Annotated in this window: 24 protein-coding genes; 22 read left to right on the forward strand and 2 right to left on the reverse strand. The window is 35.8% G+C overall.

Going from position 1 to position 23,431, the window contains the following annotated elements; all coding sequences use genetic code 11:
* Nucleotides 1-2: 2 nt before the first annotated feature.
* The 16 genes from grpE to recO all read left to right on the forward strand — a co-directional run bounded on the left by grpE (nt 3) and on the right by recO (nt 13,690).
* Nucleotides 3-593: a nucleotide exchange factor GrpE gene (gene grpE, locus MUA88_RS05555; protein ID WP_262605188.1), complete on the forward strand. Its 591-nt coding sequence runs from the start codon at nt 3-5 to the stop codon at nt 591-593.
* A 64-nt stretch (nt 594-657) separates the two neighbouring features.
* On the forward strand, nt 658-2,481 hold the full coding sequence (gene dnaK, locus MUA88_RS05560; RefSeq protein ID WP_262605189.1) for a molecular chaperone DnaK: 1,824 nt from the start codon (nt 658-660) through the stop codon (nt 2,479-2,481).
* A 118-nt stretch (nt 2,482-2,599) separates the two neighbouring features.
* A complete protein-coding gene (gene dnaJ, locus MUA88_RS05565; RefSeq protein WP_262603213.1) occupies nt 2,600-3,736 on the forward strand; it encodes a molecular chaperone DnaJ in 1,137 nt (378 codons plus the stop codon).
* Between the two features lie 2 nt (nt 3,737-3,738).
* A complete protein-coding gene (gene prmA, locus MUA88_RS05570) occupies nt 3,739-4,671 on the forward strand; it encodes a 50S ribosomal protein L11 methyltransferase (protein WP_262603214.1) in 933 nt (310 codons plus the stop codon).
* Between the two features lie 2 nt (nt 4,672-4,673).
* On the forward strand, nt 4,674-5,426 hold the full coding sequence (locus tag MUA88_RS05575) for a 16S rRNA (uracil(1498)-N(3))-methyltransferase (protein WP_262603215.1): 753 nt from the start codon (nt 4,674-4,676) through the stop codon (nt 5,424-5,426).
* A 4-nt stretch (nt 5,427-5,430) separates the two neighbouring features.
* Nucleotides 5,431-6,777, forward strand: a complete 1,347-nt coding sequence (gene mtaB, locus MUA88_RS05580; protein WP_262603216.1) for a tRNA (N(6)-L-threonylcarbamoyladenosine(37)-C(2))-methylthiotransferase MtaB — start codon at nt 5,431-5,433, stop codon at nt 6,775-6,777.
* A 160-nt stretch (nt 6,778-6,937) separates the two neighbouring features.
* Complete coding sequence (gene rpsU, locus MUA88_RS05585) at nt 6,938-7,114, forward strand: 30S ribosomal protein S21 (RefSeq protein WP_002471046.1); 177 nt, start codon at nt 6,938-6,940, stop codon at nt 7,112-7,114.
* Between the two features lie 235 nt (nt 7,115-7,349).
* The gene (locus MUA88_RS05590) at nt 7,350-7,997 is read left to right on the forward strand and encodes an NfeD family protein (protein WP_262605122.1); all 648 of its coding nucleotides are present in this window, start codon (nt 7,350-7,352) and stop codon (nt 7,995-7,997) included.
* Between the two features lie 16 nt (nt 7,998-8,013).
* Nucleotides 8,014-9,012 (forward strand): flotillin-like protein FloA, encoded by a 999-nt coding sequence (gene floA, locus MUA88_RS05595; RefSeq protein ID WP_095116742.1) that lies wholly within the window; start codon nt 8,014-8,016, stop codon nt 9,010-9,012.
* A 13-nt stretch (nt 9,013-9,025) separates the two neighbouring features.
* Nucleotides 9,026-9,637, forward strand: coding sequence for a hypothetical protein (locus tag MUA88_RS05600; protein WP_262605190.1), 612 nt, complete (start codon nt 9,026-9,028; stop codon nt 9,635-9,637).
* A 198-nt stretch (nt 9,638-9,835) separates the two neighbouring features.
* The gene (locus tag MUA88_RS05605; RefSeq protein ID WP_262603218.1) at nt 9,836-10,780 is read left to right on the forward strand and encodes a PhoH family protein; all 945 of its coding nucleotides are present in this window, start codon (nt 9,836-9,838) and stop codon (nt 10,778-10,780) included.
* 2 nt (nt 10,781-10,782) lie between these two features.
* Entirely contained in the window at nt 10,783-11,256 is a 474-nt protein-coding gene (gene ybeY, locus MUA88_RS05610) for an rRNA maturation RNase YbeY (protein WP_262603219.1), read from the forward strand.
* Entirely contained in the window at nt 11,253-11,591 is a 339-nt protein-coding gene (locus tag MUA88_RS05615; RefSeq protein WP_262603220.1) for a diacylglycerol kinase family protein, read from the forward strand. The genes ybeY and MUA88_RS05615 overlap by 4 nt, the downstream gene beginning before the upstream one ends.
* Before the next feature lie 13 nt (nt 11,592-11,604).
* Nucleotides 11,605-12,012: a cytidine deaminase gene (gene cdd, locus MUA88_RS05620; protein ID WP_262603221.1), complete on the forward strand. Its 408-nt coding sequence runs from the start codon at nt 11,605-11,607 to the stop codon at nt 12,010-12,012.
* The gene (era, locus tag MUA88_RS05625) at nt 12,012-12,908 is read left to right on the forward strand and encodes a GTPase Era (protein WP_262603222.1); all 897 of its coding nucleotides are present in this window, start codon (nt 12,012-12,014) and stop codon (nt 12,906-12,908) included. The genes cdd and era overlap by 1 nt, the downstream gene beginning before the upstream one ends.
* 20 nt (nt 12,909-12,928) lie before the next feature.
* Nucleotides 12,929-13,690 (forward strand): DNA repair protein RecO, encoded by a 762-nt coding sequence (gene recO, locus MUA88_RS05630; protein ID WP_262605191.1) that lies wholly within the window; start codon nt 12,929-12,931, stop codon nt 13,688-13,690.
* Nucleotides 13,691-13,883: 193 nt separating this feature from the next.
* Here recO and MUA88_RS05635 read toward each other — a convergent pair whose 3' ends face one another.
* Nucleotides 13,884-15,275, reverse strand: coding sequence for a glycine--tRNA ligase (locus MUA88_RS05635; RefSeq protein ID WP_262605192.1), 1,392 nt, complete (start codon nt 15,273-15,275; stop codon nt 13,884-13,886).
* A 519-nt stretch (nt 15,276-15,794) separates the two neighbouring features.
* On the opposite strand from MUA88_RS05635, the gene ccpN reads away from it, so the two are divergent.
* The 6 genes from ccpN (at nt 15,795) to MUA88_RS05665 (ending at nt 22,223) form a co-directional block, all read left to right on the forward strand.
* On the forward strand, nt 15,795-16,424 hold the full coding sequence (ccpN, locus tag MUA88_RS05640) for a transcriptional regulator CcpN (RefSeq protein ID WP_262605193.1): 630 nt from the start codon (nt 15,795-15,797) through the stop codon (nt 16,422-16,424).
* A gap of 12 nt (nt 16,425-16,436) precedes the next feature.
* Nucleotides 16,437-17,261, forward strand: a complete 825-nt coding sequence (locus MUA88_RS05645) for a pyruvate, water dikinase regulatory protein (RefSeq protein ID WP_262603226.1) — start codon at nt 16,437-16,439, stop codon at nt 17,259-17,261.
* Nucleotides 17,262-17,345: 84 nt separating this feature from the next.
* A complete protein-coding gene (gene dnaG / locus MUA88_RS05650) occupies nt 17,346-19,133 on the forward strand; it encodes a DNA primase (protein WP_262605194.1) in 1,788 nt (595 codons plus the stop codon).
* 17 nt (nt 19,134-19,150) lie between these two features.
* Nucleotides 19,151-20,260, forward strand: coding sequence for an RNA polymerase sigma factor RpoD (rpoD, locus tag MUA88_RS05655; RefSeq protein WP_044361142.1), 1,110 nt, complete (start codon nt 19,151-19,153; stop codon nt 20,258-20,260).
* 185 nt (nt 20,261-20,445) lie between these two features.
* Nucleotides 20,446-21,126: a tRNA (adenine(22)-N(1))-methyltransferase gene (locus MUA88_RS05660; protein WP_262603228.1), complete on the forward strand. Its 681-nt coding sequence runs from the start codon at nt 20,446-20,448 to the stop codon at nt 21,124-21,126.
* Complete coding sequence (locus tag MUA88_RS05665; RefSeq protein ID WP_262603229.1) at nt 21,123-22,223, forward strand: Nif3-like dinuclear metal center hexameric protein; 1,101 nt, start codon at nt 21,123-21,125, stop codon at nt 22,221-22,223. The genes MUA88_RS05660 and MUA88_RS05665 overlap by 4 nt, the downstream gene beginning before the upstream one ends.
* A 57-nt stretch (nt 22,224-22,280) precedes the next feature.
* Here MUA88_RS05665 and MUA88_RS05670 read toward each other — a convergent pair whose 3' ends face one another.
* On the reverse strand, nt 22,281-23,249 hold the full coding sequence (locus MUA88_RS05670; RefSeq protein ID WP_262603230.1) for a 4-hydroxy-3-methylbut-2-enyl diphosphate reductase: 969 nt from the start codon (nt 23,247-23,249) through the stop codon (nt 22,281-22,283).
* Nucleotides 23,250-23,431: the final 182 nt, after the last annotated feature.

A 23,431-nucleotide genomic window follows, 5' to 3' on the forward strand; every position in this document is an offset into this window, starting at 1 on the left:
AAATGCCAGAAGATAAAGAATTACGTGAAGAAGTTAACGAAGAAACAACTGAAGAAACTGTCGACCCTAATACAGTAGAAGATGAAAATGTTGATACTCAAGAAACTGTAGAGGAAACAGAAACTGCAAGTGAACCTACTTTAGAACAACAAGTGGAAACTTTAAAATCTGAAGTAGAAGCTGCTCAAGAAAAATATTTGAGATTATATGCAGAATTTGAAAATTACAAACGCCGTATTCAAAATGAAGCGGATATTCAAAAAACATACCGTGCGCAATCAGTATTAACAGATGTGTTACCAACACTTGATAATATTGAAAGAGCGCTACAAATAGAAGGCGATGACGAATCATTCGTTTCACTAAAAAAAGGTGTACAAATGGTTTATGATAGTCTCATTAAAGCACTTGAAGATAATGGATTAGAGCGTATCAAAGCAGAGGGTGAACAATTCGATCCGAACTATCACCAAGCTGTTATTCAAGACGACAATCCAGAATTTGAATCTGGTGCAGTAACTGAAGAATTGCAATTAGGATATAAATTAAAAGACCGCGTATTACGCGCATCAATGGTTAAAGTAAATCAATAATTTTTGACGAAAAACGATCATTTATGTAAAATAACATTGTTTGTAAATTAGGAGGAATTTAACTATGAGTAAAGTAATTGGTATTGACTTAGGAACAACAAACTCTTGTGTATCAGTATTAGAAGGTGACGAACCTAAAGTAATTCAAAACCCTGAAGGTGCAAGAACTACACCATCTGTTGTTGCATTTAAAAACGATGAAACACAAGTAGGTGAAGTGGCGAAACGTCAAGCAATCACTAACCCAAACACAATCCAATCTATTAAACGTCATATGGGTACAGATTATAAAGAAAATATTGAAGGTAAAGACTACACACCACAAGAAATTTCTGCAATGATCTTACAAAACTTAAAAAATACAGCTGAAAGTTATTTAGGTGAGAAAGTTGAAAAAGCAGTTATCACTGTACCTGCTTACTTCAATGACAGCGAACGTCAAGCAACAAAAGATGCTGGTAAAATCGCTGGATTAGAAGTAGAACGTATTATCAACGAACCAACAGCTGCAGCATTAGCATATGGTTTAGATAAAACAGATAAAGAAGAAAAAGTATTAGTATTTGACCTTGGTGGCGGTACTTTCGACGTATCAATCCTTGAATTAGGTGACGGTGTATTCGAAGTATTAGCAACTGCAGGTGATAATAAATTAGGTGGGGATGACTTTGACCAAGTTATCATTGACTATTTAGTAAGTGAATTTAAATCTGAAAACGGTGTAGACTTATCACAAGATAAAATGGCATTACAACGTTTGAAAGATGCTGCTGAAAAAGCGAAAAAAGACTTATCAGGTGTATCTTCAACTCAAATTTCATTACCATTCATTTCTGCAGGTGCAGCAGGTCCATTACACTTAGAAATGACATTAACACGTGCGAAATTTGAAGAATTAGCAGATCATCTTGTACAAAAAACAATGACACCAACACGTCAAGCAATGAAAGATGCTGGCTTATCAAATGCTGATATCGATGAAGTCATTTTAGTAGGTGGTTCAACACGTATCCCTGCTGTTCAAGAAGCAATTAAAAAAGAAATCGGTAAAGAACCTAATAAAGGTGTAAACCCTGACGAAGTAGTTGCGATGGGTGCAGCTATTCAAGGTGGCGTAATCACTGGTGATGTGAAAGATGTCGTATTACTTGACGTAACACCATTATCATTAGGTATTGAAATTATGGGTGGACGTATGAATACGTTAATCGAACGTAATACAACAATCCCAACATCTAAGTCACAAGTATACTCTACAGCAGCTGATAACCAACCAGCAGTAGATATCCATGTACTTCAAGGTGAACGTCCAATGGCATCAGACAACAAAACATTAGGTCGATTCCAATTAACAGATATTCCACCAGCACCACGTGGTGTACCTCAAATCGAAGTAACATTTGATATCGACAAAAACGGTATCGTAAATGTAACTGCAAAAGACTTGGGTACAAATAAAGAACAAAACATTACAATCGAATCTTCATCATCACTTTCAGATGAAGAAATCGATCGCATGGTTAAAGATGCAGAACAAAATGCTGAAGCAGACAAAAAACGTCGTGAAGAAGTAGATTTACGTAACGAAGCAGATCAACTTGTATTCCAAGTAGACAAAACATTAACTGACTTAGGTGAAAATGTTACTGAAGACGACAAAAAAGAAGTTGAAGAGAAAAAAGAAGCATTGAAATCAGCACTTGAAGGTGACGATATTGATGCAATTAAAGAGAAAAAAGAATCACTTGAACAAGTGATTCAACAATTATCAATGAAGATCTATGAGCAAGCGCAACAAGCACAACAAGCTCAAGGTGGCGCAGTACAACAAGATGACGGTGTTCAAGACGCTGAATTCAAAGAAGTAAAAGATGACGATCAAAAATAATAGATCATAATAGATTGACTGTAATCAGTCGCTCAAAGGGGCTAGGACAATCATCGTCCCAGCTCCTTTTACTTTAGTGTCTACAATCTAAATTGAATGAGTAAAAGGAGAGATAGCATTGGCGAAAAGAGACTATTATGAAGTCCTAGGAATTTCGAAGAGTGCTTCGAAAGATGAAATAAAACGAGCTTACCGTAAATTGTCAAAAAAGTATCATCCGGATATTAATAAAGAAGAAGGCGCGGATGAGAAGTTCAAGGAAATAAGTGAAGCTTATGAAGTATTAAGTGATGAGAATAAACGTGCTAACTATGATCAATTCGGTCATGCAGGTGCACAAGGTGGATTCGGTCAAGGTGGCTTTGGTGGCCAAGACTTCTCAGGCTTTGGCGGTGGTGGCTTTGAAGATATCTTCAGTTCTTTCTTCGGTGGCGCACAACGTCAACGAGATCCAAACGCCCCACGTAAAGGTGATGACCTTCAATACACAATGACTGTTTCGTTTGAAGAAGCTATTTTTGGTACAAAGAAAGAAATATCAGTAAGAAAAGAAGTAGTTTGTCATACATGCGATGGTGAAGGTGCGAAACCTGGTACGAAAAAACATACATGCAGCTATTGTAATGGTTCTGGTCACGTATCAGTTGAGCAAAATACAATCTTAGGACGTGTCCGCACACAACAAGTATGTCCTGAATGTAACGGGACAGGTCAAGAATTTGATGAGCCATGTCCAACATGTCATGGTAAGGGTACAGAAGTTAAAACAGTTAAACTTGAAGTGACAGTTCCAGAAGGTGTCGACAATGACCAACAAATTCGCTTGTCTGGTCAAGGCTCACCTGGTGAAAATGGTGGACCAGCTGGCGACTTATATGTTGTATTCCGTGTAGAGCCATCTGATAAATTTACACGTGAAGGTGACGATGTGTATTATCAACATACAATCAACTTTGCACAAGCAGCATTAGGTGATGAAGTGAAAATCCCAACATTAAACGGCCAAGGCATGTTAACAATTCCAGCAGGTACTCAATCAGGTAAACAGTTCCGCTTAAAAGGCAAAGGTGTTAAAAACGTGCATGGTTATGGTTATGGTGACCTATTTATTAATATTAAAGTCCATACACCTACAAAACTAAATGATCGCCAAAAAGAATTATTAAAAGCTTTTGCTGAAGAAAGTGGCGATGAAATCAATGAACAACCAAGCAATTTCAAAGATAAAGCACGTCGTTTCTTTAAGGGAGATTAAAAATGAATTGGATTGAATTATCAGTTACGGTAAACGAAGATGCTGAAGCCATTGTTTCTAATGTATTACAAGACTTCGGTTCAAATGGTGTCGCAATAGAGGACTCAAATGAAGTCAATAAAGAGAGAGAAGATAGATTTGGTGAAGTTTTTGATTTAAACCCTTCTGATTATCCTGATACACACATGGTAATAAAGGGTTACTACACAGAAATGCAAGCTGATAACGCTTTTGTTGAACGTTTAAAGGAAAAGCTATCATCAATTGAAGAAATTGACACAAATATTTTACAGGTATCCACAAAGGTGATTGAAGAATCGGATTGGGAGAATGAATGGAAAAACTATTTCCATCCATTCCAAGCATCAGAGAAGTTCTTTATTGTGCCAAGCTGGGAGACGGTATCACAGGATAGCGATTTCCTATATATTGAATTAGATCCAGGTATGGCTTTCGGTACAGGTGATCATCCGACAACTAGCCTTTGCTTAAAAGCGATTGAACGTGTTGTAAAGCCGCATCATTCTGTCATTGATGTAGGGACAGGCTCAGGTATCTTAAGTATTGCGTCACATCTCATTGGTGCCAAGTCAGTTAAAGCGATTGATTTAGATGAGATGGCTGTGAAAGTCGCAAAAGATAATTTCGAGAAAAATGGTTGTGCTAGTGAAATAGAAACAGCAACTGGGAACTTATTAACAAACGAAACTGCACAATATGATGTTGTTATTGCGAATATATTACCTCACATTATTGAATTGATGATTGAAGATAGTTATGAACGATTAAATCCATCTGGTTATTTTATTACATCTGGGATAATTGAAGAGAAAAGCGAGTCAATTCAATCGCAAATGAAAGACGTCGGCTATGAAATCATTGATGTCCAACATGATAATGGTTGGGTTTGTATTACTGGACAGAAGGTGAGTTAATCATGCAACGTTATTTTTTAAATGAAAACGCTGAGAGTCATCAGCGTTTTTTTATCACAGATAAAGATGATATACATCATATGTCAAAAGTGATGCGCTATACTGAAGGCGATCATATCATCATTAATTTTAATAATAGACAAACATTCGAAGTTGAAATCATACAAATCGACAACAAATCAATAGAAATCGAGACAATTGAACAACTGGAAATTGAAACAGAAATGCCAGTGTCGATTACGATTGCCAGTGGATTAATCAAGTCTGATAAATATGAGTGGCTGATCCAAAAGGCGACAGAAATGGGTGCAAATGATTTGATTGCCGTTCAAATGGATCGTTCAGTCGTAAAATTAAATGACCAAAAAGCATCAAAAAAATTAGATAGATGGCAAAAAATAATCAAAGAAGCTGCAGAACAAAGCTATCGACAACTTATTCCAAACATAAAATATTACTCGAATTTAAAATATGTATATGATATGATTAGTGAATATGATTATATTCTAATGGCATACGAAGAACAGGCAAAAAAAGGTGAGTCATCACAATTTAAAAAGATGCTTACACAGCTTAAACCAAACGATAAAGTACTTCTCTTGTTTGGGCCAGAAGGTGGCTTTAGTGAAGAGGAAGTGGCATTATTTGAATCCAATGCACATATTGTTGGCTTAGGACCGCGTATTCTTCGTGCTGAAACAGCTCCGCTCTATGCGTTGAGTGCCATTAGTTACGAAATAGAATTAATGAGGTGAAGTCATGTCAACAGTTGCCTTTCATACTTTAGGGTGTAAAGTGAACCATTATGAAACAGAAGCAATTTGGCAATTATTTAAAGAAGCTGACTATGATCGTGTTGATTTTGAACAAAACGCAGATGTTTTTGTCATCAATACGTGTACAGTTACAAATACAGGGGACAAAAAAAGTCGCCAAGTGATCCGCAGAGCGATCAGACAAAATCCTGATGCAGTTGTTTGTGTAACAGGTTGTTATGCACAGACATCTTCTGCAGAAATTATGGAAATTCCAGGTGTCGATATCGTCGTTGGTACACAAGATCGTCATAAACTTTTAGGATATATTGACGAATATCAACAAGAAAGACAACCCATTAATGGTGTTAGCAATATCATGAAGAATCGTACATATGAAGAATTAGATGTACCTTACTTCACTGATAGAACACGTGCATCACTTAAAATTCAAGAAGGTTGTAATAACTTCTGTACATTCTGTATTATTCCATGGGCGCGTGGCTTGATGCGTTCTCGTGATCCACAAAAAGTAGTGGAGCAAGCAACACAACTTGTGCAATCTGGTTATAAAGAAATCGTATTAACGGGTATTCATACAGGCGGTTACGGTCAAGACTTAAAAGATTATAACTTAGCGCAACTTTTACGTGACTTAGAAACAGTGGATGGTTTAGAACGTATTCGTATTTCATCTATTGAAGCAAGTCAATTAACAGATGAAGTGATTGATGTTTTACAAAAATCGTCAAAAGTTGTTCGCCATTTACACATTCCACTACAATCCGGATCTGACAGTGTATTAAAACGTATGCGTCGTAAATATTCAATGGCACATTTTTCTGAACGTATTATGAAATTACACGAAGCGTTACCAGGCCTAGCTGTAACGAGTGATGTCATCGTTGGTTTCCCTGGTGAGACTGAAGAAGAATTCCAAGAAACATACGATTTTATTGTAAAACATAAATTCTCTGAGTTACACGTATTCCCATATTCACCAAGAATTGGTACACCTGCTGCACGTATGGATGACCAAATTGATGAAGAAGTAAAAAATGAACGAGTACACAAGTTAATTGAATTAAGTAATCAACTTGCGAAAACGTATGCGTCTCAATTTGAAAATGATGTGTTAGAAGTAATTCCTGAAGAAAAGAGTGCCAAAGATGGTGTGCTTGTTGGATATGCTGATAACTACATGAAAGTTGAATTTGAAGGTGATGCATCACTTATCGGCGAAATCTGTAAAGTTAAAATTGATCAAGTGGGCTATCCAATCAACTATGGTACATTCCTAAGAACGGTTGAACATGCAAATAATCAATCTGAATTTGAAATGCTAGCATAAAATTATAAAGTAATTATATAAAAAAATGGTTGTTATCCATAAAAATGTAAATTTGTTGATTGACCGTGAATAAGATTTATTTTATACTAATTTATACATGGTGAGTAACTATGTAAATATGAAAAAAGTTTTTTTGATATTTGGAGGGAGGGAAATACAGATGTCTAAAACAGTAGTCCGTAAAAACGAATCACTAGAAGATGCATTACGTCGTTTTAAGCGCTCAGTGTCAAAAAGCGGTACAATTCAAGAAGTTCGTAAACGCGAATTCTATGAAAAACCAAGCGTAAAACGTAAGAAAAAATCTGAAGCTGCTCGTAAGCGCAAATTCAGATAAATCATTAATGTGTTGAACTCCCTCAACATTCAAAATTAATGATATATAGAATCTCAACGATAGCATAATGCTACTAGTTGAGATTCTTTTTTTATCCAAATTTATAGAGTTAGAGGTATGACTATAAGTACTCAGAAAATTCATGTATACTTAATAAAAGAGAGTGAGGTGAATTAAGAACAAGATGGGTTTACATACGTGGATCGTCAGTGGGACGATTACATTTCAAGAAGGGATGCATCAATTTGGTGTATGGGTCACTTCACCAATGATATCTCTCATCTTAACCTGTCTCATCTTTCTTGGTTTTGTTTACCAACTGTATTCAAAGCGCATTAACTTTGCAGGTATCATATCTATTATTTCTTTCTTACTCTTATTACTAGGGTTTATTGTACTAGGAGATGTATCTGCAATTACGCTGTTGATGATTATAGTAGGAGTTATTCTTGTCATCATTGAACTTTTTGTGGTTGGTGCAGTACTAGGAATCATAGGCATGGGTCTGATCATCTTTAGTTTAATCACAATTGGTGACAACTTATCGATGATGCTCTTAAATGTATTCGTCGCATTAATTTTAAGTATTATTGAGTGGGTGATTTTAGTGAATATTTTCAAAAAAACAATTTCTTTATTTGAGAATGTCGTGTTAAAAGATTCTACAAATAAAGAATCTGGTTACACATCGCACAATGATCGCTCTCATTTAGTGGGAGAGGTTGCTACGACACTCACAGATTTGCGCCCGTCCGGTATCATTCTCTTAAACAATGAACGGATTGATGCGGTATCAGAAGGTCCTTTCATTTTAAAAGACTCACAAGTGGATATTGTTGAGGTTGAAGGGACTCGGGTCGTTGTAAGATTAACAAAATCATAAAAGGAGATGGCAAAATATGTTTTCAGCAGGATTTATTTCTTTAATTATTATCGCAGTGCTTGTCGTTGTTGCATTAATGATATTATTTTCATTCGTACCGATTGGACTGTGGATTTCTGCATTAGCTGCAGGCGTTAAAGTCAGCATCGCCACATTAGTGGGTATGCGTTTACGTCGAGTTTCACCTAGAAAGGTGATTGGTCCTTTAATTAAAGCACATAAGGCTGGTTTACAAATCACAACTAACCAATTAGAATCACATTACTTAGCAGGTGGTAACGTCGACCGAGTTGTAGATGCAAATATCGCAGCACAACGTGCCGACATCAATTTACCATTTGAACGTGGTGCAGCAATTGACTTAGCAGGTCGTGACGTATTAGAAGCGGTTCAAATGTCTGTTAATCCTAAAGTGATTGAAACACCATTTATCGCTGGTGTCGCAATGAACGGGATTGAAGTAAAAGCAAAAGCACGTATTACAGTGCGTGCGAATATTTCACGTTTAGTGGGTGGTGCTGGTGAAGATACAATCATCGCTCGTGTTGGTGAAGGTATTGTTTCTACAATTGGTTCAAGTGAACACCACACAGAAGTACTTGAAAACCCTGATAATATCTCTAAAACTGTTTTAAGCAAAGGTCTAGACTCAGGTACAGCTTTTGAAATTTTATCAATTGATATTGCCGATGTAGACATCAGTAAAAACATTGGTGCCGACTTACAAACCGAACAAGCCATTGCTGATAAAAACATTGCACAAGCGAAAGCTGAAGAGCGTCGTGCAATGGCCGTCGCTCAAGAACAAGAAATGAAAGCACGTGTTCAAGAAATGCATGCAAAAGTTGTGGAAGCAGAAGCTGAAGTACCACTTGCTATGGCAGAAGCATTACGTTCAGGTAATATTAGTGTGAAAGAGTATTATAATTTAAAAAATATTGAGGCAGATACTGGTATGAGAGAAGCAATCAACAAGCACTCTCAAGAACAAAACAATACACCATCTGATCAATAAATGAGGTGATCTTATGAGTATGGGTTTCATTATTTTCCTCATTACAATCGCTTTTTCATTATTTAGCGCACTTGGGGATAAGCAGCATGAAAAACGTCAACAGCAACAACCACCTCGTCCAAAGAAGCATGTAGAAACACCTGAAAAAGGATTTTTTGAAAAAGTACAAGAAACTTTATCAGAAATAGAAGAAGCTTTCTCGGAACAAGAACCAGATACTGAAAAGCCAGTTGAGTCACCACGTCAACAAAAGCCGATTGAAGAACCAAAACGTCCTGACGTTGTACAGACTGAACATACAGCAGAACCGACCGTGTCAAGTCGTCGAAAAGATGGAGAACAACAACGTCAACGATTAAATGATATGGTTGCTGAACGTATGAATCAGCTAGATAATGAGTTGCACCGTGAACGTCAAAAACAACTTGCTAGAGTTGAGCGTCGTGCAAGAATGATTATTGAAGATGAATACTTGTCTAATCGCACGAAGCAAATCAAGTTGAAGGCTTTGATGGATACAACAAATGTAAAGAATGCTTCAGATAGAAAAATGGCTTTTTCAGATAATGAAGTGATCAATGGGGTTATCTGGTCTGAGATTTTAAACAAACCGAAACAATTATAAAATCATTTGAGCTGTGAGACAAAATACGTCTTCACAGCTCGTTTTTTATGTCTGGATGTTCTTTCGCAATAAAGTATTTATATCAAAACGAAATAAGAAAATCATGCTATAATAAAGAGGAATATGAATAGGTTTATTTGTACCTAATCTCATTTTTTTGTTAGATTAAGGTCAACAATTATGTAAAGGAGCGACTGTATGCCTGAAATTATTCAGATAGATGACATCCATCAAGCACAAGCGTTACTAGGCAATAATGATGAACATTTAACGCTTATTGAAAATGCATTTGGTGTCATGATTCATGCACGTGGACAAGAGGTTGCAGTGAAAGGACAAAAGATACATGATGTCACAGCAGCTGAGTCTGTATTACGCAATTTATTAAAAGTCATTGAAAAAGGTGAATCTATCGCTGTAAAAGATGTTCAAGCAGCGATTAAAATGGCCAAAAATGGAACCATTGACCATTTGATCGACCTTTATGATGAAGCAATTACAAAAGATGCGTATGGCAAAACCATTCGACCTAAAACAATGGGACAGCGTATGTATATTCATGCGATGAAACAACATGATCTTGTTTTTGGTATTGGTCCAGCTGGGACAGGGAAAACATTTTTAGCAGTCGTGTATGCTGCCAAAGCATTACGTGCAGGAGAAGTTAAACGTATTGTTCTAACAAGACCTGCTGTAGAGGCGGGCGAATCACTTGGTTTTTTACCTGGTGATTTGAAAGAAAAGGTAGATCCGTATTTACGCCCTTTATATGACGGATTACACACAGTGCTAGGTGTAGAACAGACGACACGATTTATTGAACGTGGTGTGATAGAAATAGCGCCACTCGCTTATATGCGTGGACGTACACTAGATGATGCATTTGTCATATTAGACGAAGCACAAAATACAACGCAAGCCCAAATGAAAATGTTTTTGACACGTTTAGGATTTGGATCAAAAATGGTTGTAACAGGAGATAAAACACAAATAGATTTACCAAAAGGCGTTAAAAGTGGGCTCGTGGAAGCTGAACAACGATTAAAGGGACTTAAAGGTTTAAGCATCCAACATCTTGATCAAGCAGACGTTGTACGCCATCCACTTGTAGGTCGAATTATTACAAGATATGAGGAGGACTAAACATGTTCACGATTGACTTTAATGATCATACTGGCTTAGTGGAACAAGCATGGATTGATCAAATAGAAACATTATTAACGTTTGCCAAACAACAAGAAGGCATCGACGAGAACGCAGAATTATCTGTGAGTTTTGTTGATCAAGAAGAAATTCAAACAATTAATCGCGATTATCGAGATAAAGATAAAGTGACAGATGTGATTTCATTCGCTTTCGAGGAAGAAGAAGATGTATTCGAAGGGTTTGAAGGAGCTGAAATCCCACGTGTACTCGGCGACATTATTATTTGTACAGATGTTGCGAAATCACAGGCAGAACAGTACAATCATTCTTTTGAACGTGAATTAGGATTCCTTGCATTGCATGGTTTCTTGCATCTTCTTGGTTATGACCACATAACTGAAGAAGAAGAAAAAGAAATGTTCGGACGTCAAGATGCGATTTTAAACGCTTTTGGCTTAACAAGAGACGCATGATTTCAAGATTTAAGTATGCATTTGAAGGCGGTAAGACACTGATCTTCAAAGATCGAAACTTTGTTTTGCATATAATTGCAGGGATGATTGTAATTGTCCTCGGAATACTGCTTCATGTCGAACTGATGGAATGGCTGTTCTTATTGTCTGCTATCTTTCTTGTGATGTTAACAGAAGCGCTAAACACAGCAATTGAATATACCGTTGACCTTGTCACAAAGGATTATCATATTGATGCTAAGAGAGCAAAAGATATTGCTGCATTCAGTGTGTTGCTTGCTTCAATCTATGCAGTGATCGTTGGCACGCTTATCTTTGTACCAAAATTATTTTGAGGAGATGACGCATATGACATACACAGATAAACATTTTGAAGAAGTAAGAAAAGCACAACAAAATGCTTATGCACCATACAGCGAATTCAAAGTGGGTGCGTATCTTATTACAAAAGATGGACAAACGTTCTACGGAGCAAACATTGAAAATGCAGCATATCCTGCTACGATTTGTGCAGAACGTTCTGCGCTAGTTGCAGCGATGTCACAAGGTTACCGACCTGGGGATTTCGAATCGATTACAATAACAGTTGATAGTGATGAAGTGTCTTCACCATGTGGTTCGTGCCGACAAGTATTGAAAGAATTATGCGACGATGAAATGCCAGTTTATATGACAAACCATAAAGGTGAAATGAAGTCATTAACCGTAGCTGAGTTATTACCACTTGGATTTTCAGGAAAGGATTTAAATAAATAATGAATGAATATAAATCAGGGTTTGTTACCATTATTGGTCGCCCAAATGTAGGGAAGTCAACGTTTGTCAATAGAGTCATTGGAAATAAAATTGCGATTATGTCTGACAAAGCACAAACAACTCGCAATAAAATTCAAGGTGTCATGACGCAAAATGATGCCCAAATCATCTTCTTAGACACACCAGGAATTCATAAGCCGAAACATAAATTAGGTGACTATATGATGAAAGTTGCTAAAAATACTTTATCAGAAATTGATGCGGTTATGTTTATGGTGAATGCCAATGAAGAGATTGGTCGTGGTGATCAATATATTATGGAAATGCTAAAAACCGTTAAAACACCGGTCTTTTTAGTATTAAATAAAATTGATTTGGTGCATCCTGATGAATTAATGCCAAAAATTGAAAAATACCAATCCTACATGTCATTTTCAGAGATTATACCTATTTCAGCATTAGAAGGACATAATGTCGATCATTTTATAAATGTGTTGAAAAGTTATCTTCCTGAAGGACCACAATACTATCCAGATGGTCAAATTTCAGACCATCCTGAACAATTTGTTGTGAGTGAATTAATTCGTGAAAAAATCCTTCAAACAACGTCTGAAGAAATCCCACACTCCATCGGTGTTAATGTCGAACGTATGATTCAAGAGTCTGAGGATCGCGTACATGTAGAAGCTGTTATCTATGTAGAACGAGACTCACAAAAAGGGATTGTCATCGGTAAGGGTGGTAAGAAACTAAAAGAAATCGGGAAACGCGCACGTCTAGATATTGAATATCTACTTGGTTCTAAAGTGTATCTTGATTTATGGGTAAAAGTTCAAAAAGATTGGCGTAATAAATCTCAATTCATCAAACAGATGGGATACGTAGAAGACGAATAGGATATAAGGTGGGGCGATAAATGCTCGTCAAACAAAAAGGAATTATTATTAAAACCGTTGACTATGGTGAATCAGATAAAATTATTACGATTTTAAATGAACATGGTGCCAAGATTCCATTAATGGTTCGCCGTGCAAAGAAAGTGAAGTCGGGATTACAGGCGACAACTCAACTCTTTGTCAAAGGTTTGTTCATATATAATAAATGGCGTGGTATGGGGACGTTAACTTCAGTGGATGTCATCGATAGTTACTATGATCTGCGTGTAGATTTAATAACAAATAGCTATGCGAGTTTATGTTTAGAAACAATTGATGGGGCAATGGATACAGATCAGGTTGATCCACAAATGTATGCTTTGTTAGAGTTTGCATTAACACAAATTGAGAAAGAGGTTTCAGCACAATTAATTGCGAATATTGTTATGTTAAAATGTATGACATATTATGGTTTTGATATTAATTTAACGCAATGTGCCGTGAAGCATACAGAAGAGCCAGGTGAATTTGTAGGATACAGTTTTAAATATGATGGTGTGATTTCAAAATCAGCAGCACATCTAGACCCATATCTTATGCCACTTAGTAACAAAACGCTGTACCTCATGGCGATTTTAAAGCAACTACCACTATTAAAAATTAACTCTATTTCTATTCATGATGATATTGTAGAAGAAATGTCGCAATTTATCTTATTGATATATAAAGAATATGCAGGTATGTATTTTAAAAGTCAGCGTATGATAAACCAATTGAGACGGTTTAATGCCACAATTGAATAATATAAAAAGCATTGTAGTAAAGAGTCACCCTCTTAATTACAATGCTTTTTTATGGGGAAATATATTATAAATTGGATTAAGAGATTCTAGGATACAGAACTTCGTAGTGTTTCAAAATTTGAAATTCAACTTTGGTTGCTACTCAAGTTCTGTTAAAATCCTAATTGTTTCTCTTACAACCGCTTCTCATATATTAAAATTTAACTTTTTCTGCTAAGAACGCATTTAATTCGCTAATTGGCATACGTTCTTGCTCCATTGTATCACGGTGACGAACTGTCACTTGTTGATCTTCTAATGAATCGAAGTCAAATGTAATACAATATGGTGTACCGATTTCATCTTGACGACGGTAACGTTTACCAATTGATTGTGATTCGTCAAAGTCGACTACAAAGTCTTCACTTAATTGTTCATAAACTTTAATCGCATCAGCAGATAATTTCTTGCTTAATGGTAAAATAGCTGCTTTATAAGGTGCAATAGCAGGGTGGAAATGAAGAACAGTACGTGCATCTTTACTTCCTTCAACACCTTCTTCATCATAAGCATCACATAAGGATGCTAAAGTGACACGGTCAGCACCAAGTGATGGTTCGATACAGTATGGAATGTATTTTTCATTTGTTTCTGGATCGTGGTATTTAAAGTCATCACCTGAATGTTCACTATGTTGTTTCAAGTCATAGTCTGTACGGCTTGCGATACCCCATAATTCACCCCAACCGAATGGGAAGCGGAATTCGATATCAGTTGTCGCATTTGAGTAGTGAGATAACTCATCTTCATCATGATCACGAAGACGTAAGTTTTCATCTTGTAAACCTAAGTCTTTCAACCATTTCGCTGCAAACTCTTTCCAGTAGCTTTGCCATTCAATTTCAGTACCTGGTTTACAGAAGAATTCTAATTCCATTTGTTCAAATTCTCTTGTACGGAAGATGAAGTTACCAGGTGTGATTTCGTTACGGAATGATTTACCAATTTGACCAATACCAAATGGCAATTTCTTTCTCATTGAACGTTGTACGTTTTTGTAGTTTACAAAAATACCTTGCGCTGTTTCAGGACGCATGAAAATTTCATTTGTTGAATCTTCAGTAACACCTTGGAATGTTTTAAACATTAAGTTGAACTGACGGATGTCTGTCCAGTTTGCAGTACCACTTACAGGACAAGTAATACCTTCTTCTTCAATAATACGTTTCATTTCGTCAAAGCTTAAACCATCAGCGATAAAGTTTTCGTCGCCTTTAACATTCGCCATATAGTCTTCAATTAATTTATCCGCACGATAGCGAATTTTACTATCTTTATTATCGATCATTGGGTCATTAAAGTTACCAATATGACCTGAAGCTTCCCAAGTTTTTGGGTTCATTAAGATGGCAGCATCTAAACCAACGTTATATGGTGATTGTGTAATAAATTTTTTCCACCATGCTTTTTTTATGTTGTTTTTTAATTCTACACCTAATGGACCGTAATCCCATGTATTTGCTAAACCACCGTAAATCTCACTACCTGGGAAAACGAATCCTCTGTGTTTCGCCAATTGAACAATTGTATCCATATTTTTTTCCATAGTCGTTCACTCCTTCAAAATAAAAAGTCCCAAGGAAAAGAAAAGTATTCTTTACCTTGGGACGAATTAACATAATAATCCGCGGTTCCACCCAAATTAGTGTCTCCACTCACTTTGATTCATTTAATTGTGTGCCAATATCAGTTGTTAAGCTTTCACTATCCTTAACTCGCTTTAAGTATCATTTTATGTTATCCCTATAAGAAAGGCAAGTGAAAACATAATTGTATATCAATAAATTAAAAGATATAATAGAATTTGTAATAAATTGCCTTGTTTTATTTCAAATAGGGTATTGTTCAATACTATATTAAAAATTATTGTATTATCTTTGTCGATAATTAAATATATAAAATATGATGCTGATATTCAGAAAAGGAGGGAATTCTGCTATTTAATAAGCATGAGGTGAAGAGAAAAGTGTTTATATTTAAAAAGTAGAAATAAATCATCGTTGTGTGCTTATGAATGAAGTACAACCGTACACAAAATGATATTTCACCCCTTAAATAGTCAGAGATGATCATAGAACTCAATAAACGACAAGAAAAAATTGTAGAAATTGTAAAATCATCAGGTCCTATTACTGGAGAAAAAATAGCTGAACAGTTAAATTTAACACGTGCAACATTAAGACCAGATTTAGCAATACTAACGATGTCTGGCTTTCTTGAAGCGAGACCACGCGTAGGATATTTCTATACTGGTAAATCACGTGCACAATTACTAACTGAACCATTGAAGAATAAAGTTGTAAAAGACTATCAGTCACACCCAGTTATATTGAAGAGTGATGTCACTGTATATGATGCTATTTGCTCTATCTTTATTGAAGATGTAGGAACATTATTTATTGTTAATGAAGAAAATGACCTCGTTGGTGTCGTATCACGTAAAGACTTGCTACGTGCCTCTATGGCAGGACAAGATATCCATCATATGCCAGTGAACATAATCATGACTCGAATGCCGAATATTGTGTTACTGAATGAAAATGATTATGTTCTTTATGCAGCAAAACAAATGATTACAAAAGAAATCGATTCTATCCCTATTGTAAAAGAGAAAGAAAATGGTCATTTTGAAGTGACTGGCCGTGTGTCAAAAACGACCATTACAAAACTATTTGTGTCACTATTTGACCAATAGGAGGAAAGTAAGATGATCAACACAAAAATAATTATTGCATCTGACTCAGTTGGTGAAACAGCTGAACTCGTTGCAAAAGCTTGTATGTCTCAGTTCTATAATTGTGAATTAAAAACGGATATTTTACGTTATCCATATATTGAAACAAAGCAAAATGTTGAAGATGTTATTGATATCGCTAAAGATTGCAACAGTATTTTGATTTATACACTTGTTAAACCGGATATTCGTGAATATATGGAACAATTAATTGAAACGCATAAAATTAGATCCATTGATATTATGGGACCAATTATGCAAACAATGCAGCATGTATTTGAACAAGTGCCTTTAAATGAACCGGGTATTGTTCATAAACTTGACGAAGATTATTTCAAAAAAATTGAAGCAATGGAATTTGCTGTAAAATATGATGACGGTAAAGACCCTAAAGGATTACCCAAAGCAGACATTGTTTTAATTGGTGTATCTCGTACATCTAAAACCCCAATTTCACAATATTTAGCTCATAAGCGATATAAAGTGATGAATGTACCTATTGTACCGGAAGTCAATCCACCTGAAATGCTCTTTAAAATAGATCCTAAAAAATGTATTGCATTAAAAATCAGTCCCGAAAAATTAAATGCGATTCGTAAAGAACGTTTAAAACAATTAGGGTTATCTGACTCAGCACGTTATGCAGATGATCGTCGAATTGAAGAGGAATTGGAATATTTCAATCGCATTGTTGAAAAAATTGGTTGTCCAGTCCTTGATGTTTCTGAAAAAGCGATTGAAGAAACAGCAAATAACATTATTCAAATAATTGAGCATAAAGATTCCTTTTTAAATTAAATAATAGTATAATAGAGACGTTACACTTTAAAGGTACAATTGTTTGATAGCGTGATATTGAATACAAATTGATAGGTGATGTGTGTGAGAATACCACAAGCAACAATTGATGAAATAAAGCAAAATACGGATATATTAGATGTTGTAAGTGAATATGTAAAGTTAGAGAAAAGAGGACGCAATTACATCGGTTTGTGTCCTTTTCATGATGAAAAAACACCTTCCTTCACAGTTTCTGAAGATAAACAGATCTGTCATTGTTTTGGCTGTAAAAAGGGCGGTAATGTTTTTCAATTTATTCAAGAAATTGAAAAAGTCTCATTTGCTGAAGCAGTAAAAAAACTTGGTGAACGTGCAAACATCAAAGTTCAAACTGAAATGACACAACAAACAAATAATATTGCTTCAGATGATTTGAAAATGATTCAAATCCATGAAGAACTACTTGATTATTATCATTATCTATTGAAAAAAACAGTAGAAGGTGAAGCGGCACTCAATTATTTATATAGTAGGGGATTCACTGATGAGATGATAGCCAAACGAAAAATTGGATATGCGCCAGATGCTTCTAGTTTTGCGACTGACTATATGGAGAAAAAAGGATACGATTTATCGTTAGGGTTTGAAGCAGGCATCTTATCAAGAAATGAATCTAATTTCAGTTACTATGATCGTTTTCGAGATCGTATTATCTTCCCATTAGCAAATGCACAGGGACGTGTGATTGGCTATTCAGGTCGTGCCTACCATGATGATCAAACACCTAAATATTTGAATAGTCCTGAGTCCCCAATTTTCCAAAAGCGTAAATTACTCTATAACTTGGATAAAGCACGAAAAAGTATTCGTCAAAAAGATGAAATTATTTTGCTAGAAGGGTTTATGGATGTCATCAAGACAAGTGAAGCTGGTTTAGAAAATGTGGTAGCTAGTATGGGTACTCAGATTTCTAGAGAGCATATCACAGTGCTTAAAAAGCTATGTCAAAATGTCACTTTAATGTTTGACGGTGACTTTGCGGGTACTCAAGCAACGATTAAAACAGGGCAAACTTTGCTTGAACAACATTTTGATGTTTTTGTCATTCAAATGCCTGCAGAAATGGATCCAGATGAATATATTGAAAAATATGGTTCGGAACGATTCCTTGAATTTGTCAATAATGAAAAGAAATCATTCGTATCATTTAAGCTCAAACAAAATCAACAAGAGATTCAAAATAATGATCTCGCCTATGAAAATCACTATAAAGCATTTATTAATGATGCATCTTATATCCAATCAAACATTTTGCGTCAAAAAGTGATACAAGAAGCGGCGTTATTGTTTAATGTTGCTCCAAATAGTCTATTAAATGAAGTAGAAAGAATTTCTCCAAAGTCAGGTAATCAATACACACAAATGGCGCAACCTGTCATACAGCCTATCAAATTATCTAAAAATGAGAAGGCTGAGCGTGCGATATTGAAGCACTTTTTCAATGATAAAGCATTATTTTTACGCTTTTATCAAGATATTGAAGAGACTGACTTTACAAATGAACATTTTAAACGTATATTTAATGTTTTACAGGACTATTATGCAGAACATGCTGCTTTTACAATCAGTGATATCTTTGAATACATCGACAATGATGATGTGAAAGAAACAGTGATTCAACTTGTAGACTATCCACTTAATCATGAGCCATATGAGCATGAAATGTTGGATTATATATCAGTAATGACATCCAACCGTTCCGATGAATCGTTGGAGTCCTTACAAACAAAACTTAATGAAGCTATCCGTATTGGAGATAGCGATGCACAAAAATATTATTTGGAACAAATTGTAAACAAAAAAAGAGAGCAATTAGGAAGTAAAGATTAATTTCGGGAGGCCTTTTTATGTCTGACAACCAAGTTAAAGTAATTAAAAAAGAAACAATCGATCCGACCCTTACTATTGAAGATGTGAAGAAACAGTTGATCGAAAAAGGGAAAAAAGAGGGGCATCTAAGTCATGAAGAGGTTGCAGAAAAACTGCAAAATTTCGAAATGGACTCTGATCAAATGGATGAGTTCTTCGACATGATTAATGATAACGATATTCAACTTATCAACGAAAAAGATAGTACAGATACGGATGAAAAGCTCAACCCGAACGATTTAAGTGCGCCTCCAGGTGTTAAAATTAATGACCCTGTACGTATGTACTTAAAAGAAATTGGGCGTGTAAACTTATTAAGTGCACAGGAAGAAATTGAACTTGCGAAACGTATTGAGCAAGGAGATGAAGTAGCAAAAGCACGATTAGCTGAAGCAAACTTACGTCTTGTAGTTAGTATCGCGAAACGTTATGTTGGTCGTGGTATGCTTTTCCTTGACCTGATTCAAGAAGGAAATATGGGCTTGATTAAAGCCGTTGAAAAATTCGACTTCAGCAAAGGATTCAAGTTTTCAACATATGCGACATGGTGGATTCGTCAGGCGATTACACGTGCCATTGCTGACCAAGCACGTACCATTCGTATTCCTGTTCACATGGTTGAAACAATCAATAAATTAATCCGCGTACAACGTCAATTACTTCAAGACTTAGGGCGTGATCCACTACCAGAAGAAATTGGTGAAGAAATGGACTTACCACCAGAAAAGGTACGTGAAATTTTAAAAATCGCTCAAGAACCAGTCTCTTTAGAAACACCGATTGGTGAAGAAGATGACAGTCATTTAGGTGACTTTATTGAAGACCAAGAAGCACAAAGTCCATCTGATCACGCTGCATACGAATTATTAAAAGAACAATTAGAAGATGTTTTAGATACACTTACAGATAGAGAAGAGAATGTATTACGTCTACGCTTTGGTTTAGATGATGGTCGTACACGCACACTTGAAGAAGTAGGTAAAGTATTCGGTGTAACAAGAGAACGTATCAGACAAATTGAAGCGAAAGCATTACGCAAGTTAAGACACCCAAGTCGCAGCAAACGACTTAAAGACTTTATGGACTAATAAAAATACGAGACACATTGCAATATAAATTGGACTGGCGAGAACATTAACCATTTATTAAATATGGATATGATTCTCGCCTTTTATTTTAAAGATTGAATTGATGTGCACTTGTAGTCGCAATTGATAAAAATCTGTATAATAAACATTGTTAATTTAGATGCATATTTAAAGGAGTCACAAGAATGATACCAATCAATAGACGTTTGAAAAAAGTGAGTGAATACGTAATCGGTGAAAAATTAGCAGATATCGGGTCAGACCATGCATTTTTACCTATGTATTGCATAGAACAAAATATCACACAGTCAGCCATTGCTGGAGAGGTGATACCAGGACCTTACTCAGCTGCTGTTAAAAGTGTTGAACGCCATGGTTTTCAGAAACAAATTGATATCCGTTTAGGAAATGGGCTTACCATTTTAAATCCTGAAAGTGATCATGTTGATTCTGTAACTATTTGTGGTATGGGTGGTCCATTGATTGCTAAAATACTTAACGAAGGTTTTAAACATATTCCATACCGTCCTAGATTGATCTTGCAATCAAATATTCAATCTGAACCGATACGTCAATTTTTACAATCAAACGGCTATCAAATTATCACTGAAACATTAATTAAAGAACGTGCACATATTTATGAAATTATTGTTGCTGATCCAGGAACTATGACACTTTCAGATCGAGATTTAAAATTTGGTCCATATTTACATCCAGAACCATCAGAACTATTTGCTGAAAAATGGACACGTGAAATTGAAGCTTTAGAAGACATAAAAAAACAACTTGATCCAGTTCGCCATAAAAAGCGCTATGATGAAATCACAAGACAAGAAAATGAAATAAATGAGGTGATAAATCAATGAAGTTAAAAACATTATTAGATATTCTCAATCATCATGTCCCATTTTCTAGTGCAGAGTCATGGGATAATGTTGGCTTATTAATTGGTAATCGTTATTCAACAGTCACTGGCATCATGACAGCACTCGATTGTACCTCAGAAGTAGTTGATGAAGCGATTGAAAAAGGATGTAACACAATCGTTGCACATCATCCACTGATTTTTAAAGGTATGCGTGCCATCACGGCAGACGAAGGTTATGGAAATATTATTTATAAATTAATTCAAAATAATATCAATCTCATCGCTATGCATACGAATTTAGATGTTCATCCTCAAGGTGTCAATGCAATGCTGTCACAGCGATTGGGATTACAAGACCTCAAGATATTAACACCCGAATCAATCACATACTATAAAGTTCAAGTTTATATCCCTGAAGTCAATGCAGATGAACTTAAACATGCGTTATCAGAGCAAGGGCTTGCGACAGAAGGGGAATATGAGTATGCCTTTTTTAACACAAAAGGTTTAGGACAGTTTAAGCCAGTAGGAGCGGCGCAACCACATTTAGGTGAAATTGGACAAATCGAAACAGTTGAAGAAGTCAAAATTGAATTTATGATTGATGCATCACAAAAACAATTGACACAAACGTTAATTCAACAACATCATCCATATGAAACACCCGTATATGACTTTATTCCACTTGAAAAGAATATTCAACGTGGCTTAGGTATGATTGGTCAGTTATCAAAACCAATGACAGTTTCGACTTTTGTTGAACATGTTAAAGCGCAATTAAATATGCCAAGTGTTCGTTTTATTGGAGATTTAGATCGTAATATTGAGACAGTGGCGATTGTTGGCGGTTCTGGGATTGGCTATGAACAAACTGCTGCTCATCGCGGTGCAGATATCTTTTTAACAGGTGATATTAAACATCACGATGCTTTAGATGCGAAGATAGCTGGTATCCAATTATTAGACATCAATCATTATAGTGAATATGTCATGAAAGAAGGCCTTGTTACTTTATTAAATCAATGGCTATCTAATGATTTCGATGGAGAAATCTGTGCCTCAAACACACATACAGATCCATATCAATATATGTAAACAGAAAACAAACCCCTTCATTATGTGTAAATACATACACAATGAAGGGGTTTGATGCTATTCCATAATTTCAACTGGTTTCGCTTTTTTAATTTTAGGTAAAATCTTTTCAACTGGGACATGTGACGTTGTATCATGTGTCGCAGGGTTCATTGGATCATATTGGTTAAAGAAATTGATCACTTCTTTAACGATTGGGGTAGGTGTAGAAGCACCAGCAGTAACTGCTACTGTTTCTACGCCATCTAACCAGTTCAGGTCAAGCTGTGAAATATCTGCAATACGATATGACTTTGTATTTGCAATATCTTTAGAAACTTGTGCTAATCTGTTTGAGTTATTACTTTTTGGATCGCCAACGACAATAAGTAAGTCTGCCTCACCAGCGTGGTTGGCAACAGCTTCTTGACGGACTTGTGTTGCTTGACAAATCTCTTTATGCTGCTCAATATGTGGATATTTCACCTTTAGATCATCCATCAAATGTAAGACATCCCATTGTGACATCGTTGTCTGGTTTGTCACAATTAACGGAAATTCATGTAAACTCTCAGGTAGCGCGTCTACATCTTCCTTCGTTTCAACAAGGTGCACAATATCAGGTGCAACACCGACTGCGCCTTCAGGTTCTGGATGCCCTTTTTTACCAATATAAACGACATGATAGCCAGCTGATTTTTTCTGTCTTATGAGTTCGTGAGTATTCTCAACATCAGGGCACGTGGCATCAATACAAGTTAATCCTTTTTCTCTTGCACGTTTTTTCACTTCTGGTGATACACCATGAGCAGTAAAGATAACCGTTCCCGTTTCAATTTGTTCTAAAATTTTAAGTCTATTCGGACCATCTAATGTGATGATTCCATCCGTTTCAAAAGCATCCGTAACATGCTTATTGTGTACAATCATACCTAAAATATATATCGGACGTGGTAGGTTCGGGTCTAAAGAAGCATTTCGTGCGATCACCATCGCATCAACAACGCCGTAACAATAACCACGTGGTGTAATTTTTATAATTTCCATATTTATCACGAACCTCCTTCAATCATTTATTATAGCAACATATCAGGTGCTTTTAAAGAAAAGGGACCATTTAGCTATGAAGTTCAATAGAAAGTTAAACAATTTTTTGAATTCATCCTAAATAAATTGTTATTTAGCTAGAATTATATGACATCATCATATTGTTTATTTTCTTTATGCCG

The organism is Staphylococcus sp. IVB6240, from assembly GCF_025558425.1.
GTDB lineage: Bacteria > Bacillota > Bacilli > Staphylococcales > Staphylococcaceae > Staphylococcus.